This is a genomic window from Candidatus Saccharibacteria bacterium oral taxon 488 (assembly GCA_013100825.1).
In the GTDB taxonomy this organism is placed as follows: domain Bacteria; phylum Patescibacteriota; class Saccharimonadia; order Saccharimonadales; family Saccharimonadaceae; genus Nanosynbacter.
On sequence record CP040001.1, the window covers coordinates 100,566 to 117,335 of the forward strand.

Sequence of the window (16,770 nt, forward strand, 5' to 3'; positions counted from 1 at the left end):
ACGTAGTATACTATACAATAAGGTTAGACATTGAACCGAAATTCGACGACATCGTTAGGTTGCATGATGTAATTTTTACCCTCAGTACGTATTTTACCCGCTTCACGGGCCTTAGCTTCTGAACCTGCGGCAACAAGGTCGTGGTAGCTAATGACTTGTGCAGCGATGAATCCGCGCTCAAAGTCTGAGTGGATGACGCCAGCAGCCTGTGGCGCCGTCCAGCCTTTATGTATTGTCCATGCTCTAACTTCCTTCTGACCTGCCGTGAGATAGCTCTGTAGACCAAGTGTGTCGTACGCGGCATGGATAAGCTGCGACAATCCAGTTTCGGAAGCTCCGTAGCTATCAAGCAGTTCCAAGGCGTCATTATTTGATAATTCTCTGAGCTCTTCTTCAAGCTTGGCACAAATAAATAATACTCGGGCTGGCGCGACGAGTTTGGTAAGCTTTTCCTGCAGGGCATGGTCGCCGAGCCCCGCCTCGTCAACATTAAATGTATAAATAATTGGCTTGGCAGTGAGTAAATGAAGATCATTAATTATCTCATATTTGATATTTTCTATGGATACTATCGGCGTACCTGAATTAAGTGATGTCAGGAGTGTTTCAAGGTGTGTAGCGACCTGTCGTGCCTCCGGCTTGGCTTTGGCTTCTTTTTGGAGACGAGGCAGACGATGTTCTATGGTTTGGATGTCGGCAAGGATAAGTTCGGTATTGATGATATCAATGTCGGCTTGAGGGTTAATCGGGGTATTGTCGTGTCGTAATATATCTGAGTTTTCAAAGGCGCGAACGATGTGGATAATGGCGTCGCATTCGCGAATATTGTGCAGGAATTTATTGCCAAGTCCTTCTCCTTTTGAGGCGCCAGCTACCAATCCAGCGATGTCGACGAACGTTACGGTCGCGGGGATAATTTTTTGCGTATCATACAGTTTTGCGAGTACATCGAGCCGCTCATCGGGAACCGGTACGATGCCAGTATTCGGTTCAATGGTGGCAAACGGGTAATTAGCCGCTAGAATATTATTGTTAGTAAGTGCATTAAATATGGTCGACTTACCGACATTTGGCAGGCCGACGATTCCGATTGATAGACTCATATCGTGTATTATAACAAATTATACAAACTTGCCTCAGTATATAATATGTATTAGAATAAGCAGTATGAATAAGGTTATTGTCTCGCGAATATTTATGATAGTGGGTATCGTGTTGAGTGTCGGGGCGATAGTCGCCGTTATCATGATGGTGATGGGGCGATTGCATGTTGGATTAAAAGAGCCGAGCCAAGATATCGCGCCAACCGCTAAGATGATATGTGGCGAGGATATGATAAAAGAATATCAATCAATTATCGCTGCACCGAATGGGTATGGTCCGACAGCGCTTGAGGGGCTGGTGAAGAAGATTTCAGAGCGTGGCGGCCCGGGTGACGATACGGTGTGTCACTATGTTGTGCTTCACGATGCATCACTACGGAATGATCGCCAGCGGATTGATCAGATTCATCAAGGGTTGATCAACTCAATGAAGATGCGCCAGGCGGTCGAGCCATTTTATCGACTGGGTATTAATCAGGATACGGTAAAAGCACTGGTCGAGATCGGTAAGGCTGATGCGGGTGCGGGGAATAAGGATGGTACACCGGGTCAGGGCTAGGGTCGGACTGCGGCTCATTATTGGCTATATGCTGGCACTTGTGGTTGTCGCATCGACGTTGGTGATTATTGGTGCGGATAAAGCAGAGGCGGTGGACTGTAGCGGTTTGAGCGGTCGACGACATTTGATGTGTATTAATGCGCGCAATGATGGTGAACGGTTTGCGGTGCAATATATCTGTAAGGGCGGCGGAACGCGGTGCGGTGCGATGTGGATGTCGTCGCCTGGGGCGTCGTATACGAATGATGTTATTAACACCGTTAGCTGGAATGCGACGTCATTATCACTTGACTTGAGGGGGTCGGTGAACGGCAACGGTCAGTCGCGAGCACGGGTGTGGGCGACAAATGTAACGGTTAGTCAGAATGGTCGGACATTACTATCTGGCGGTACGCTTGATCGTGGGACGCATCCATCGGGCGCGTACCACTGGGTTGATGGCGGTAGTAGTATTCGAGTAAATGGAATTGACATATCTGGTGTAGTTGCGCCAGGAAGTTCCGGCCGTATCATTTTGCAGGTGCGGCGCTGTTTCTATAGTAGTCCAGGCGGTAGCGGTGCTTGTGCGACACAAGATGTCGAGGTGTGGATTAAGCGTGAGCAGGCGCCAAACCAATGGACTGTTGAAGGGCAATCGCGAGTGTCAATCAATGGTGGCAGTTTAGTGCAAAACGCGACCGCTGCGCCAGGACAGCGCGTACGTTTTTTTCATTATCTACGGAATAATTCTTCGTACACGATTCCTCCCTATACCCTAAAGCGCATAGGAATTAATCAGGATGTTAATGGTACGACAACGCATCACGCGTGGGTGTCGCCGTATACGCATAGTGCTAGCCCGTGGAATACGTTTTATGAGCCGAGCGATGTTAAGCCATATAATAATGTCTTTGGGGCTGAGGGGATCGTGACGCAGGATGATGTCGGTAAAACAGTGTGTCAAAAGATTTTATGGCTGCCGGGCGCGTGGAATACTGATGGCTGGGGGGTCTCATCGAATGCCTGTGCGTCGGTGCCGTATGACTATGAGTTGCGACCTGAAGTGCAGGCGCCAGATTATATTAATGAAGGAACGATTGAGGTGAGTGGCGTGACCGCGCGAATTAATCATACAGGATCGACACGGTCAAATCGGGCGAATTATGCTGTGGTGCGGTTTGTGTTAAGGGGCGGTGGAAATTATACTGTGCCAGGCGGTGAGGGGGTTGTCGTACCGTATGATAGACGTTCGCCGGGTAATTTAGTGGGCGATTGGGATTGTTATATCGCCAAGAACACGATTAAAAATAGTCGACCGGGTTTACAGGTGGCAGATTGTACATCAAATAATTTGGCGCGTAATGGCGCGGGAACAATTATCCAGCGAGGTGGGCTGGAAATTCCGCTCGGTAAGGATAATTTGAGCGGAGTGACGATGACGACTGGCGACCAGTTGTGCTATATGACTATTGTGAGTACATATAACCAACATGTGAATACCAGTACGTTTCGCTATGCGGTAGATTGTGCAAAGGTTGCCGGACGGCCAAAAGTTCAGTTTTGGGGGGCGGATGTGCGAGTTGGTATCGGAATAGACGGTAGTGCGGGTAATAATAATGCGGAAGTCAGGACATCACTGACGAGAGTGAGGCGATAGATGGCGCTGCAGTTAAAAACCCAAAGGTGGTGGATCGGAGTCGGTGTTGTTGGGCTAGTGGTATTCGGAAGCCTTGGAGTGTATATCTGGCGTCATTATATCAGCGTGACGGCGCAAGTAGCGCCTGACGTAACTCACGTCGAGAGGGCGGTGCTAGCAGCAAGCACGACAACGCCACCGGGCGGCAGTAGTTATGGCCCAGCCACGTCATATCACATGCCATGGGAGAAATATCCGGTTGGCGAGAGAGAGCAGATCGGCGGGACACCAGAACGGATTAGCAATTGGCCAACGGCTGGGGATGGTGGGTCTGACTGTCGTGTGAACGCAAATGCCACGACAGTGGTCGATGGTATTGGCGGGACGTTTAATTATGGTGGGTTTATGATGATGCCATTACCGATGTCTGGTAATCGGACGGCTGGTCAGGATAAGTGTAGTGGATCGGTGTCAGCATGGACGGCACCGGATGGTGAAAATAGCACGTCTTCGGCGACGCCAGCGCCGAGTTGGTTTGACGATGTGGTAGCGGCTAATAGCGGTGGTCTAGCGGGTGGAGCATATGTTAATCCACGAGCGTATGGTGGCTGGGCGACGGACGCTAATACCACGACGAAAGTGCCGTTTGGTGTACCCGCCCAGCGATCGGGCGCGGCTGGGGCGGCCGAGTTTGCCGAATGCGGCGGGGTTGCCAAGGAATCGGGGACATCGGCGTGGGCGACTGACGGGGCTTTTCGGCAGTCAATGTATGATCAAGGCGGCCAATCAAAGCCGCTCTGGGGTGCGCGTTGCAAGGATGAGACGAAGTTAAAGGAGTTCTTAACTCGACGCCATAATGCGCCGCAAACTGATACTAATGGTGGAAATTACGTGAAGTCGTCTGGCGTGACGCTATTTCGGCAGAAATTCCGGCTGACGAGCCAGCAGCTCGAAGAGATTCGTCAGCTGGATTTGTTGAACGATGGGCGCTCAGGGCTATACTTGCGTTTGGCGGTTGATGATTATGCTGCGGTGTACGTTAATGGCAAGCCAGTCTTCGCTAATCCGAAAGCGTCGTCTGGTGTCGAGATGAAGAGAATCATCGCGGATTATTTACGGGCTGGTGATAATGTGATTGCCCTAGAGGTGCAAGATGCGATTGCTCCAACTAGCCTCGCCAATGCTAATGCGGCTGCTCGGTGGCTGCTCGGTGTGTATGCGCCAAAGGGGTGGCAGCCGGTGCCGGGGGAGCCGCGGCTGTACGGATCGTGGGCGGAATATGCCATTAGTGCACCTGGACAAATTATTTCCTCTTCGGGAGCAGGACTATCGTCTACGCCGACAGGGCGAACGGGGGCGATTGAGGCACGGCAATATAATGATCTGACGTTTCAGAACACTAACATCCCGTTTGGTAATTTTCGCGACAAGATGCCGACCGTACGCACACCTGATGCCTATTTTACGAACACGGGAAATTTATCCGGGGCGGTGTCTATGAGTGACGTGGCCGGTGGTGTGTATCAGGCTGGCAACCTGACGATTACCGGTGGAGAAATTAAGCGTGGCCGGCAAATTGTTATCAAATCGGGCGGCGTGGTGACTATCAAGGGTGACGTAAAGCAGGAGGGCGGTAACTATTCGGCGGCTCGGGATCTGCCGCAGTTGATTATCAGCGCTCGGCATATTATCATTGAGCCGAATGTCACGCAGCTTGATGCTTGGCTGGTGGCCAAGAATGGTACAATCAATACCTGTGATACCATAGTTCGTGATAGTCGTCAGTGGCTGTCGGGGCTGGATGCGAAAACGTGTGAAAAACAGCTGCGGATCAACGGTCCGATTATCGCGAAGCACCTCTTTTTGCGTCGTACCTTTACCAAGGGTGGCGATACCTCTGGCAATAATCCGGGCGAGCCGGCGGAAATATTGAATTTGCGTGCTGATGCATATTTGTGGGGAAATGAGCGGTCGAAAGAATCGGGGGCTATCAAAACGATGCATCTAAAAGAGCTACCGCCACGATTTTAAGGGTTTTACATTTCAATATGCTTATGTATAATAGAATAGTATGAAATTAGCTAAAGGGCTGGGCGACTTTTTCGGATTAGACATCGGGACGAATGCGGTGCGTGTCGTTCAGTTGGCACGAACGAGCAACGGATGGAATCTGCTGCACTATGGTTATGCACCTGTTGACCCGAAGGTTACGGGTAGTGATTCGCCAGAGGCGCAGCGTAAGCTTGGTGAAGTGATCATGACTGCTGTCGGACAGAGCGGTATCAAGACGCAAAATGTAGCGATTGGGCTACCGTCGAGCAAGACCTTTACGGCGATTATTGATGTGCCAAAAGTGTCAGACCAAGAGCTAAAGGCGACTATGAAATACCAGGTTGATCAGTACATTCCTATGGCGATTGAGGATGCCAAGGTTGATTGGGCACTGCTCGGCGACAGTTTGCGCGAGCAAGGCCAGTATGAGGTGTTATTGACGAGTGCAGCGATTAGCTATGTCGAGGAGCGGCTTGAGTTCATCGAAGGTCTTGGCTTTAATGTGGTTGCTGAGGAGCCGGATCCGATCGCGATGCTTCGGGCATTAGCACCGACTGATGGAGCGACCGCAAAGTTAGTACTAGATATGGGCGAACACTCGACCGATTTGGCGGTCATTTATGGCGATATGCCGCGGTTAGTGCGCACGGTGCCGAGCGGATTGCAGGCGCTGGTGCGAGCGGCGGTGCAAAATCTCAACGTGCAGGATGATCAGGCTCGCCAGTTTATTATCAAGTTTGGTTTGGCGCCTGACCGGCTTGAAGGGCAAGTCCTCAGGGCGATTGATGGCGTGCTGGATAACTTTGCGACCGAGCTGACCAAATCAATTAAGTTCTTTCAGACGCGCTATCCGAGTATTTCCGTGTCAGGAATTTTACTATCGGGCTTTGGCGCGGCGATACCGATGATGGATAATTATATTACTAACAAGACTGGTATACCGGCGACTACGGCCGATCCGTGGCAGCATGTTAGTCTTGGGCAGGCCGATCAGCAAAAATTAGCACCAATTGCCTCGGAGTTTGCGACGGTTGTTGGTCTAGCGCAGCGGAGGAGTGGGTCGTGATTGAGATTAACTTGATTCCCGATGTCAAGCGCGAGCTGCTTCGGGCAAAAATGATGCGCAACACCGTGACAGCGATGTCGATAACCGTCAGCATGATCGCGGTCGGAGTGGCGGTTGCTCTCGGCTTAATCTTTGGTGGTCAGATAGCCTTGGAGGCGCTGCATGATGGAACAATTAAGAGTAAGACGCGCGAGCTGACGTCGATTGAAGATCTCGATAAGTTAGTGACCATTCAGCATCAGCTGGCGACAATTAACAAACTATCAAGTGAGCGTCAGGCCGATTCGCGGCTATTTGACGTGATGACGGCGGTCAATCCGGTGGCGCCAAATAGTATTAAAATTGCGACGCTAAAACTCAAGCCAGAGTCACGGACAATTACTATTGAGGGATCAGCTGAGAATGGCTATATTGCGCTGGAGATATTTAAGAAGACGATTACTAATACGACTGTGCAGACAACACAAAATGGGCAAGAGGTTAAACAGCCGCTGGCTGAGAATCTGCAGGCGGGTGAGGCCAGCTTTGGTGAAGATGCCAACGGTAAGAAGGTGTTGCGCTTCTCGTTCACGTTTACCTATCCGGCAGAATTGTTTTCGAAAACGAGTGGCTCAGTGGTGATTGCGACGCCAAACGGTAAAGTTGATGTGACTGATTCGCGGCTGGGGGTACCAGAGAGCCTATTTGCCAAGAAGCCAAAAGACGCTTCAAATAAGGAGAAAAACTAATGCCTGAAAACAAAGACGTTGCCATCCGTAAACGCCAGCAGATTGATTCATCAAAGAAAACCATGTTTCTGTTCGTGGCGGGTGCGGCATTTGTGAGTGGCGTGGCAATTGTGGTGTCGTTCTTCCTCGTGCGGCAGATTTTGTTTCATGGCGCAGTTGTCCTTGCGAAGCAAGACACCATCAACACACTGGAGAATAATAAAAAGGCGGCCGAGTCGCTCAAAGATAATGTGCGTTCACTAGAGGCGAATGAGGCGCTTAACTCAGTGAAGTTAAAGGATAGTAGTAGTCCATTGCAGACGATTCTTGATGCACTGCCGGCTAGTGCGAATGCCGATGCGCTTGGTGCGTCCATCCAGAAGAAGTTCGTTAATGGCATCGCCGGTCTGTCACTAGAAAGTATCTCGGTCCACTATACGGCGAATGAGTCGGGTGCGGAGCAAGAGGACGCTGGTGATGGTCGCTCGGCGGTGAGTTTTACCATGACAGTGAGCGGCACGTCATCGAGCCTCAAGGAGCTATTGACGCGCTTTGAAAAATCAATTCGGGTTATCAATATTACCGAGATCGAGATGCAGGCCAGCGAGGACGGCAAGATGACGATGGATATCTCTGGCAAGGCTTATTTTGAGCCGGCGCAAAAAGTTGGATTAGGAAAGAAGGTGATCAAGCCATGAAGAAGAGCGATATAGCGATGATTGTGTTGATAGCCAGTCTCGGCGTTGTAGTGGCATATTTCGTTGCCAGTAGTATTCCGTTCTTGCGCGTACCGTCATCAGGTGTAGAGGTACAGACGATATCAAAAATTAGTCCAGATATTGAGCAGCCGGATAAGGCAGTGTTTCATCGCGATGCTATTAACCCAACGGTGGAAGCAATTGTTGGTAAAGCGACTGGTAGTTAGCGCGGAGGTGATATGGCGCTACTGACGGATGATATGCAGGGAAAATTGATTGGCTTGCTGACGAGCGAGGGCTTGATTGAGCGGTCGGTTGTTAAGGAGGCGCAAAAGCGTGCCAGCGAGTCGGGTAAGCCGTTACTGTCGCTGTTGACCGAGGAGCACCTTTTGGAGAATGAATTATTGGTGCATGCGGTGGCGCAATTGTCTGGTGTGCCGTATGTTAATCTCGCAAGCAGCGTGATTGAGCAGCACATCTTGAACCTGCTGCCGGAGGATGTTGCCGAGCGATTTATGGCGGTACCGCTGGCCGAGGTGCAGGGGCGCTTGGCGGTGGCGATGATTGACGCCAATAATGTCCAGGCGGTTGACTACCTAGCAAATCGTATTCAGCGGCCGCTGAAGGTATTTATGGCCTCCGAAGAAAGCATCCGTCATGTCCTTGGCCAGTACAGAACAGACTTATCATCGGTCAATGAGGCAGCGGAGGACTCACAGCGCGAAGCACTGGATGAGTCGTCGCAGAACATTGTGACGATCGTTCAAGATTCGCCGATCTCGCGGGCGCTTAGTACAATCCTAGAGTATGCAGTAAAGAGCCATGCCTCGGACGTGCACATTGAGCCGTTAGAAAAGGCGTTGAAAATTCGCTGCCGTGTTGATGGCGTGTTGCGGGAAATTATGCAGCTACCAAAAAGTATTGAACCAGCGCTGGTTAGCCGTATTAAAATTCTATCAAATCTCAAAATTGATGAGCATCGAATTCCGCAGGATGGCCAGTTTGCAGTCAATGTGGCTGGCAAGGACGTCGACCTACGTATCGCGATTTCGCCGGTGGTATGGGGAGAGCAGGTGGTGATTCGTCTGCTTGATAAGACAGGTAACTCGTTTGATCTGACTGATATGGGATACGCCGGGCGCGCACTGAGAGCCATCCAAAAAGGCATCAAGCGGCCGAGCGGAATGATCTTGACATCTGGGCCGACCGGTTCAGGTAAATCAACCAGTCTATATGCGCTGATCAAGGAAATCAAGGACGACTCGATCAATATTGTGACGCTGGAGGATCCGGTGGAGTACAAGATTGACGGCGTCAATCAGATTCAGGTGCACGCTGATGTTGGACTGACGTTTGCGTCGGGCTTACGGTCAATCCTCCGGCAGGATCCCGACGTGGTGATGGTCGGTGAGATCCGCGATACTGAGACGGCGAACTTGGCGGTGCAAGCGGCATTGACCGGACACTTGGTATTTTCGACGCTGCACACTAATTCGGCGGCGGGTGTGCTACCGCGGTTGCTGGATATGGGGATTGAACCGTTCTTGATTGCTAGTACCGTGAACACCATTATTGGCCAGCGGCTAGTCAGGCGGGTGGCACCAAAGTATGATTCATATCAATCGTCACCACTTGAAACGGAGACCATTCAGTCAACGGTTGGCCATCTCCTGCCAAAAACCCAGGCTGACATATCGACTGTTTCGCAGGATTTGGGCTACAAGGCCTTGCCATTATCTGGTCAAGCCGCTTATACTTTAGTCAGGGGCCGCGATATGCCGCAGACGCCGCAAGGTTACTCTGGCCGGTGCGGTTTGTACGAGGTTATGGACGTCACTGAGGAAGTTCAAAACCTGATCGTCAAGCGGGCAACCAGCGCCGAGATTCAGCGGCTTGCCATTCAGCAAGGCATGATAACGATGCGTCAAGATGGTTATCTCAAGGCGCTCAGTGGTGTGACAACATTAGAAGAAGTAAATCGGGTAGCAGCCGATACAGCATAAAAGAAAAGGGGGACGATTATGAACAATCAAGAATTACGCATCGAAATTTTACTCGAAGAGGTGGTTAAAAAGCGGGCCTCAGACCTTCACATTCAAGTGGGCCTGCCACCGATGCTGCGTATTGACGGAACATTGGTCGCAGCAACGGGCACGCAGCCACTTGATGAGGCGACCGTGGAGCGGCTGGTATTTCAGATTCTTGATGAGGATCAGCGGCAAATTTTGCTCAAAGATAAGGAGTTTGACTTTTCGTTTGCGTTCGGTACACTAGGACGATTCCGGGTGAATGCCTTTCATGAGAGGGGTAACTTGGCGGCGGCGCTGCGCTTAATTCCAAACGAGATCAAGACTGCGCAGGAGCTGGGCATGCCGCCAATTGTCAATACATTTGCCGATTTCCCACGCGGTTTGGTGTTGGTGACGGGGCCGACTGGTTCTGGTAAATCGACGACGCTGGCGGCGCTGGTCGACAAAATTAACGCCGAAAAGTCGCAGCACATCATTACTATCGAAGACCCGATTGAGTTCACGCACAAGTCAAAAAAATCAGTGGTGGTGCAGCGTGAGGTTCATTATGACACCTATTCGTTCTCAGCGGCGCTGCGCTCGAGCCTGCGCCAAGACCCAGACGTGGTGCTGATCGGTGAGATGCGCGACCTCGAGACAATCTCGGCGGCGATTACCATTGCCGAGACCGGGCACTTGGTGTTTGCGACGCTACACACCAACTCGGCGGCGCAGTCGATTGACCGTATGATCGACGTCTTCCCGCCGCATCAACAGCCGCAAATCCGGGCGCAGCTATCAAACATCCTGATGGCAATTTGTTCGCAGCGGCTGGTGCCGTCTATCGGTGGTGGTCGGGTGGTGGCGGCCGAGATCATGATTGCTAATCCAGCGGTGCGTAACATTATTCGCGAAGGCAAGAGCCATCAGCTGGATGCCGTCATTCAGACGGGTGCTGATCAGGGTATGCAGACCATGGATCGGACGCTGGTAAATCTGGTACAAAACGGTACGATTACCTATGATAGTGCCCGTGAGTTTGCGGTTGATCTAGCGGAGTTTGAGCGGCTTATCAGGGGATAGCACATGAAAAAATATTACTATGAAGCCAGGGATTCGGCCACGCAAAAGATTACCAAGTCGGTTGTGCAGGCTGAGAGCGAGGTCGCCGCGGCGAAATTGCTGAGCGCTCAGGGTTTCGTGCCGCTGAAAATTGAGCTTCAAGATGAGCGTGAGGGCTTCTTTCAGCGATTGTCAAATAAAATATCGTCCAAGGACAAGATCGTCTTTACGCGGCAGCTAGCGACGTTGATTGGTGCGGGGTTGCCGCTGGCGCAGAGCATGCATACGGTACTGGAGCAGACGCAAAACAAGCGGATGCAGAGTATCATTCAGGAGATAATTTCCGATATTGAGGGCGGTCGGCAATTATCAAGTGCGTTCGAGAAGCATCCAGAAGTATTTGACAATGTGTATGTAGCATTGGTGGCGGCCGGTGAGGTATCAGGAACGTTGGATGAAGCGCTTAAGCGCATCGCGTCACAACAAGAAAAAGATACAGCGATGCTTAGCAAAGTGCGTGGCGCCATGGTCTATCCGGCGATTGTGCTGTTAGTGATCATCGCAGTGGTGGTATTCATGCTCGTGATGGTAGTGCCGCAGGTCGAAGGGCTGTATGGTAGCTTACATAAAGAGCTACCGTTTACAACGAAGGCCATGGTCAGCGTCGCTGGTTTTTTGGCGCAGTTTTGGTGGGCGCTGGTGATTTTACTTGGTATCGGTTTGTATTTCTTTCAGCAGTATCTCAAAACCGAGGCTGGTATTCGCGCTAAAGATACGTTCAAGCTGAACATACCAGTGTTTGACGCCATGTTCCGCAAGCTGTACATGGCTCGCTTTACCCGTACTGGTCAAACGCTTCTCAATAGCGGGGTGGCGATGCTGGACATGCTGCGCATCACCGCTCGGGCAGTCAATAATTCAGTTATCCGTCAAGGCATTGAGCATGCTAGCGAGAAGGTGAAGGGCGGCAAGGCGCTGTCGGTGTCCTTAAAAAATGAGGACTATATCTTGCCAATGGTGCCGCAGATGATCAAGATTGGCGAACAGTCGGGTAAGATTGATGAGATGATGGGCAAGTGTGCGCAGATTTACGAAGATGAGCTGGATGAAGAGATCAAGGCGATCACGACGACCATTGAACCGGTGCTGATGGTGGTCTTGGCGGTCGTGGCCGGCGTGATGGTGGGTGCGATAATCTTTCCAATTTATAATCTGGTCGGAGACATTAGCCTCTAGACAATCCATAAGCAGTACAGTATAATAGTAAGAGAAAGTTAAGTCACAGAAAGGTGGGCAACTTCATGGCTCAGCAAAAAGCAAATAAAGGATTCACAATCATCGAGGTCGTGTTGGTGCTGGCAATCGCTGGGCTGATATTCTTGATGGTATTCTTGGCATGGCCGGCCCTGCAGCGCAGTCAGCGCGATACACAACGACGGAGCGATGTGACCAGGTTTGTCTCGCAGGTGAATAGTTACGCGACGAACAACAAAGGAAGTATCCCGAAAACCGATACGGGGTCGATTAATAGTTTCCTTGATTCGTATATGAAGCGTGGCAATGGTGAATTCAAGGATCCGCAGACAGGCAATAATTACAGCGTGGTAACTGGCGTCGCCCAACAAGGTTCGGCAACGACCGAGAAGATGGTCTATGCCACGAGCGCTCAATGTGATGGCGAAAATATTGTTGCCAAAAGTGGTTCGCCGCGCTCGTTCGCCGTCAAGGTGCAATTGGAAGGAAGCGGTGCGTTTTGTAAAGACAACCAAAACTAACCAGAGACAACGAATTATTGGTAGCCTCCTACTATCAGGGGGCTGCTTTTTTCATGATTTCTTGTTACCATTAACAGTATGATGATAGTGACAATACTGGTGGGCGTGGCGATCCTTGGCGCGGTGGCGGGAAGTTTTATCGGTGCTCAGGTGTGGCGAGTCCGTGCTCGGCAGCTCGTTGAAGACAAGCAGGCCGGCGAACCAGTTGATACGCTGGAGCTCCGCCGCCTGAAGCCGCTGCTTAAGCCTCTCAAGGACGATCGATCGCAGTGTCTTTCCTGCGGGCACGAGCTACGCTGGTATGATTTGCTGCCAGTGGTGAGCTGGCTGGTTGCTAGGGGTCGCTGTCGGTACTGCCAGGCACCGATTGGCTGGATGGAGCTGGGGCTCGAGATGGCGATGGCCGGGTTGTTTGTCGCAGTGACGTGGCATGGCATGATGACGTTTACGGCGCCACTAGTGATAACGAAGGTTGCGATTATGTTGATGGGGCTATCGTATCTAGCGTTCCTGTTCGTGTATGACAAGCGGTGGTTTTTGCTTCCGGACGTGGCGAATTGGCCGTTCGTGATGTTAGGGGCGCTATTTGCTGGGATTCACGTAGCAACTGGCCAGCTGCCGGGCGGAGTGCTGGGGTTGATAGCGGCGGTTGTTATCCTCAGTGGCATGTATGCATTGCTCTACGTTGTGTCGAGTGGTCGCTGGATAGGGTTCGGTGATGTCAAGCTGACACTCGGCCTCGCCCTCTTTTTGATGGATTGGCGGCTAGCATTTCTCGCGCTCTTTTTAGCGAATTTACTCGGCACGCTACTGGTACTACCGGGGATGCTTCGGGGTACAGTGCAGCGTGGAGCGCGAATCCCATTTGGGCCGCTACTAATCGTCGGCTTTCTTATTTCGTGGTTTTTCGGCGTGAGGATCGTGGATTGGCTTATCGTGATTTGATAGTGCTTATGCTATAATAATGAGCATATGAAGCGGTGGCAATCCGGGTTTACAATCGTTGAAGTGGTGTTGTTCTTGGCGATCACCGGCCTATTGACCGTTGGCTTGTTAGCTGGCGTGAGCGCTGCGCTGCGTCAACAGCAGTATCATGACGCTGTTCAATCGTTCGCCGGCTTTATTCGTGATCAGTATAGCCGAGTGATTAGTATCGAGAATGATCGGGGCGATCGCGACACATGTCCTGTTAAGGGTGCAACAAACGACGGAGCTCGGGGCCAGTCGAATTGCGTTGTCGTTGGTCGTTATATCAAGTCAACGAATTCCGAGGCACGTTCATTTACCGCCTATCCGCTGTACGCTCTGAAACGCTCGGGAGTGTGGACGTATAGTTACAGTGAGAGCGAGGCAAATACCTATACGGTTGGCTGGGGTGCGCAGGTACGCTCGCTCACGGCAACCAATACCATTGGTAGAGAACTGGCTTTATTAATATACCGCGATCCAGATAGCGGGCAGGTTATCGTACGCACGAATGATGCGCCGTATTCACCAGCTAATATTAATAATTTTATTCGCAATATGCAGCCGAATGGCGGTATGTATACGGCCGATTTACAGCTGCGGCAGCGAGAGTTTTGTATCTATGATACTGGCTGGTCAGTTGGCCAGAGACTGTCAGTCTTTTTGGGGGCAAAGGCTGGCTCGAGCGAGGCAGTGACGGTCGGTCATGCGACAAAGGGGTGCGATAATGAAGCGACGGCATAGCGCGCGGGGCGACACGATCATTGAAGTGGTAATGGCGGTAGCAATGTTTAGCATGCTGGCGATCGGTATCATGGCACTCATGAACAGCGGTATTGCTATGGCGCAGCGATCATTAGAGTTGACGCTTGTGCGGCAACAGATTGATAGTCAAGCAGAAATGCTGCGCTACATTCACGACAAGTCATCTCAGGCCGGCAGCTCATTTGCTACCCTCTGGGACGCGATGAAAGGTCGGACTATTGACCACGCCAATTCGCTACTGAATGTTAATCGATGTCCAGAGGCAATGCCGAGTGGGGGATTCGCACTAGCACCCAGCAAAAATACCTTTCAGTTGATTACCAATAAGTATGAATTATCGCCGACATATGCCAAGATTTCAACTGCTCGAAATCCAATTTCTCAGGGCATTTCAATTCAGCTGGTACGTGTTGAAGGCGGCCGCGCCTATGATGCGTACATTCAGGCCTGCTGGATGAGTGTGGGGACTGACCGGCCGATGACCACGGGGACGATTGTGAGGATGTATGACACGGCGGTATAGACAATATGGATTTACCTTGGTTGAACTGATGCTGGCGATGGCATTTGTGTCGGTGTTGCTACTGGCGATTGCTACGATAGCAATCCAGGCCGGCAAGCTGTATAATCGAGGCCTCACGCTCAAAAGTATCAATCAGTCCGGCCGCGAAATTAGCGATAGCTTGCGGCGCGACTTTTTGCAGGCTAATGCCGGCAAGATAAGTGGTAATGCTAATTTGGCCGTTGTCATGGTGCAGGCGGGTGGTGCTGATCGGAGCGGCCGACTCTGCCTCGGTGACTATTCATATGTCTGGAATGTGCCAAAGGTTGTCTCTGGAGAAGTGAAGGCCGGTGCGGGTATTATTACCGAAGTTGGTGGGCCGCATTCTGGTCGTCCGATTAATTTTGCTCGAGTGATTGACCCAGATGGTATGCTGTGCCAGAAAAATGAAACAACGGGGGCGTACATGTCAACAGTCGCGACGGATAAAGTGACACATCTTCTCAAGCCAGCCGGGTCGAATGATGTGGTGCTGGCAATTCATCAAATGAAAGCAGCGCGAGTGGCGGGTGATAGCGGGGCAGACAGTCTGTATCGTTTGGAATTTGTCCTTGGAACCAGTCAGCTTGAGGCGGTCAATACAGCTAATGGCACCTGTAAGCCACCGGCGGATAACAGTGAGAATCTCGACTTTTGCGCAATAAATAGCTTTGAGATGATTGTGAGGACAAATGGATAAAATAGCGAGAAATAATCAATTAGGTGCGGTGTCGTTATTTGCAGTGATCTTTGCGACACTGTTACTAACGGTTTTGATGCTCGGCTTCATGCGGCTCATAATGGTTGATCAGCGACAGGCCCTGAACAATGAGCTGTCACAAAGTGCGTATGATGCGGCACTGTCCGGTGTTGAAGACGCCAAGCGAGTCGTGCGTGCCTGTCAAAAAGGAGATAACGGTGGCAAGGCTTGCGAACAGTTACGACTGCCTGATGACTGTAAAGTGGTCGCACGTGCGGGCGTTGCCGGTAATGTGGCCGCTAACGAGACGCTGATTCAGTCACGTCGCTCGGGGGATGGTAAAGAGTTCAACCAAGCCTATACCTGCGTCAACATCACGATGGACACGGAAGATTTCTTGGTAAACATACCCGAAGGATCATCTCGTTTGGTGCCGCTGAAAGCCAAATCTGAATTTAATAAAATTGTCCTCGAGTGGTTTACTAAAGAGGACGCGAACGGCAACGTGGCTGCTGGACGAGTAAAAAATGCTGCCTCCGTATCAACTTCGCTGCCGGCGTACAGTGACTGGGATGAGTCGCCGTCTCGTCCTGCACCCGCGCTACTGCGCACTCAGATGATTTTTCCAGGCGATACATTTGACCTTGCTAGTCTTGATAGCTCTCGTGTTGCGACGATGTTCCTTTATCCACGGACGCTGAGTGTCCCCGGGCCGACGAACGGAGGTGTATCGGCAATTAATCTACCGCGAGCGGGCGGTGGAGGGCAATTTAACAATGCTCCGACGCCGGTGAGCTGTTCTCCGGATTTTGCTAATAGTGGTTATTCGTGCCGAGCCACAATTGATATATCACCTGTTACGGCTGCCGCCAGCGTTAATTCATTCTTGCGTCTGACGCCGCTATATCGCATGTCACACGTGCGAATTGCCCTATATAATGGTGCAGAACCGGTCAAGTTTGATGGCGTTCAGCCAGCGGTTGATGCAACTGGTCGTGCTAGTAATGTGTTTCGGCGGGTTGAGGCGCGCCTTCAGATAGGTGACGATTTCCCGTATCCTGAAAATGCTATCGATCTTGAGAATAGCCTCTGTAAAGACTTTTCGGTGACTGAGGGTAGTGTAACGCCGGGTAGCTGTCGGCCGTAGTGTCT

At 51.2% G+C, this 16,770-nt stretch carries 17 protein-coding genes; 16 read left to right on the plus strand and 1 reads right to left on the minus strand.

All coding sequences use genetic code 11. The annotated features are described in order from the left end of the window. Positions 1 to 23 precede the first annotated feature (23 nt). Complete coding sequence (ychF, locus tag FBF26_00500) at positions 24 to 1,103, minus strand: redox-regulated ATPase YchF (protein QJU09757.1); 1,080 nt, start codon at positions 1,101 to 1,103, stop codon at positions 24 to 26. 64 nt (positions 1,104 to 1,167) lie between these two features. Here ychF and FBF26_00505 point away from each other — a divergent pair, with 64 nt between their 5' ends. The 16 genes from FBF26_00505 (at position 1,168) to FBF26_00580 (ending at position 16,765) form a co-directional block, all read left to right on the plus strand. Beyond that, the gene (locus FBF26_00505) at positions 1,168 to 1,662 is read left to right on the plus strand and encodes a hypothetical protein (GenBank protein ID QJU09758.1); all 495 of its coding nucleotides are present in this window, start codon (positions 1,168 to 1,170) and stop codon (positions 1,660 to 1,662) included. Then, positions 1,640 to 3,298, plus strand: coding sequence for a hypothetical protein (locus FBF26_00510; protein ID QJU09759.1), 1,659 nt, complete (start codon positions 1,640 to 1,642; stop codon positions 3,296 to 3,298). The genes FBF26_00505 and FBF26_00510 overlap by 23 nt, the downstream gene beginning before the upstream one ends. Beyond that, positions 3,299 to 5,308 (plus strand): hypothetical protein, encoded by a 2,010-nt coding sequence (locus FBF26_00515; protein QJU09760.1) that lies wholly within the window; start codon positions 3,299 to 3,301, stop codon positions 5,306 to 5,308. 40 nt (positions 5,309 to 5,348) lie between these two features. Further along, positions 5,349 to 6,395 carry a type IV pilus assembly protein PilM gene (gene pilM, locus FBF26_00520; GenBank protein QJU09761.1) on the plus strand — a complete coding sequence of 349 codons (1,047 nt, stop codon included), beginning with the start codon at positions 5,349 to 5,351 and terminating at the stop codon, positions 6,393 to 6,395. Next, complete coding sequence (locus tag FBF26_00525) at positions 6,392 to 7,123, plus strand: hypothetical protein (protein ID QJU09762.1); 732 nt, start codon at positions 6,392 to 6,394, stop codon at positions 7,121 to 7,123. The genes pilM and FBF26_00525 overlap by 4 nt, the downstream gene beginning before the upstream one ends. Beyond that, on the plus strand, positions 7,123 to 7,800 hold the full coding sequence (locus FBF26_00530) for a hypothetical protein (protein ID QJU09763.1): 678 nt from the start codon (positions 7,123 to 7,125) through the stop codon (positions 7,798 to 7,800). Before FBF26_00525 ends, FBF26_00530 begins: the two co-directional genes overlap by 1 nt. Then, positions 7,797 to 8,027 (plus strand): hypothetical protein, encoded by a 231-nt coding sequence (locus FBF26_00535; protein QJU09764.1) that lies wholly within the window; start codon positions 7,797 to 7,799, stop codon positions 8,025 to 8,027. Before FBF26_00530 ends, FBF26_00535 begins: the two co-directional genes overlap by 4 nt. A 12-nt stretch (positions 8,028 to 8,039) precedes the next feature. Continuing rightward, positions 8,040 to 9,803 carry a type II/IV secretion system protein gene (locus tag FBF26_00540; GenBank protein ID QJU09765.1) on the plus strand — a complete coding sequence of 588 codons (1,764 nt, stop codon included), beginning with the start codon at positions 8,040 to 8,042 and terminating at the stop codon, positions 9,801 to 9,803. Positions 9,804 to 9,821: 18 nt separating this feature from the next. Further along, complete coding sequence (locus FBF26_00545; protein ID QJU09766.1) at positions 9,822 to 10,892, plus strand: type IV pilus twitching motility protein PilT; 1,071 nt, start codon at positions 9,822 to 9,824, stop codon at positions 10,890 to 10,892. A gap of 3 nt (positions 10,893 to 10,895) precedes the next feature. Then, a complete protein-coding gene (locus tag FBF26_00550; GenBank protein ID QJU09767.1) occupies positions 10,896 to 12,107 on the plus strand; it encodes a type II secretion system F family protein in 1,212 nt (403 codons plus the stop codon). Between the two features lie 65 nt (positions 12,108 to 12,172). Further along, positions 12,173 to 12,646: a type II secretion system protein gene (locus tag FBF26_00555; GenBank protein ID QJU09768.1), complete on the plus strand. Its 474-nt coding sequence runs from the start codon at positions 12,173 to 12,175 to the stop codon at positions 12,644 to 12,646. Positions 12,647 to 12,724: 78 nt separating this feature from the next. Further along, positions 12,725 to 13,591 (plus strand): hypothetical protein, encoded by an 867-nt coding sequence (locus FBF26_00560; protein QJU09769.1) that lies wholly within the window; start codon positions 12,725 to 12,727, stop codon positions 13,589 to 13,591. A 27-nt stretch (positions 13,592 to 13,618) separates the two neighbouring features. Next, positions 13,619 to 14,356, plus strand: coding sequence for a type II secretion system protein (locus FBF26_00565; protein QJU09770.1), 738 nt, complete (start codon positions 13,619 to 13,621; stop codon positions 14,354 to 14,356). Beyond that, positions 14,340 to 14,900, plus strand: a complete 561-nt coding sequence (locus tag FBF26_00570) for a hypothetical protein (GenBank protein ID QJU09771.1) — start codon at positions 14,340 to 14,342, stop codon at positions 14,898 to 14,900. Before FBF26_00565 ends, FBF26_00570 begins: the two co-directional genes overlap by 17 nt. After that, entirely contained in the window at positions 14,884 to 15,618 is a 735-nt protein-coding gene (locus FBF26_00575) for a prepilin-type N-terminal cleavage/methylation domain-containing protein (GenBank protein QJU09772.1), read from the plus strand. Before FBF26_00570 ends, FBF26_00575 begins: the two co-directional genes overlap by 17 nt. Then, positions 15,611 to 16,765 carry a hypothetical protein gene (locus FBF26_00580; protein ID QJU09773.1) on the plus strand — a complete coding sequence of 385 codons (1,155 nt, stop codon included), beginning with the start codon at positions 15,611 to 15,613 and terminating at the stop codon, positions 16,763 to 16,765. The genes FBF26_00575 and FBF26_00580 overlap by 8 nt, the downstream gene beginning before the upstream one ends. The last annotated feature ends 5 nt before the right edge of the window (positions 16,766 to 16,770 follow it).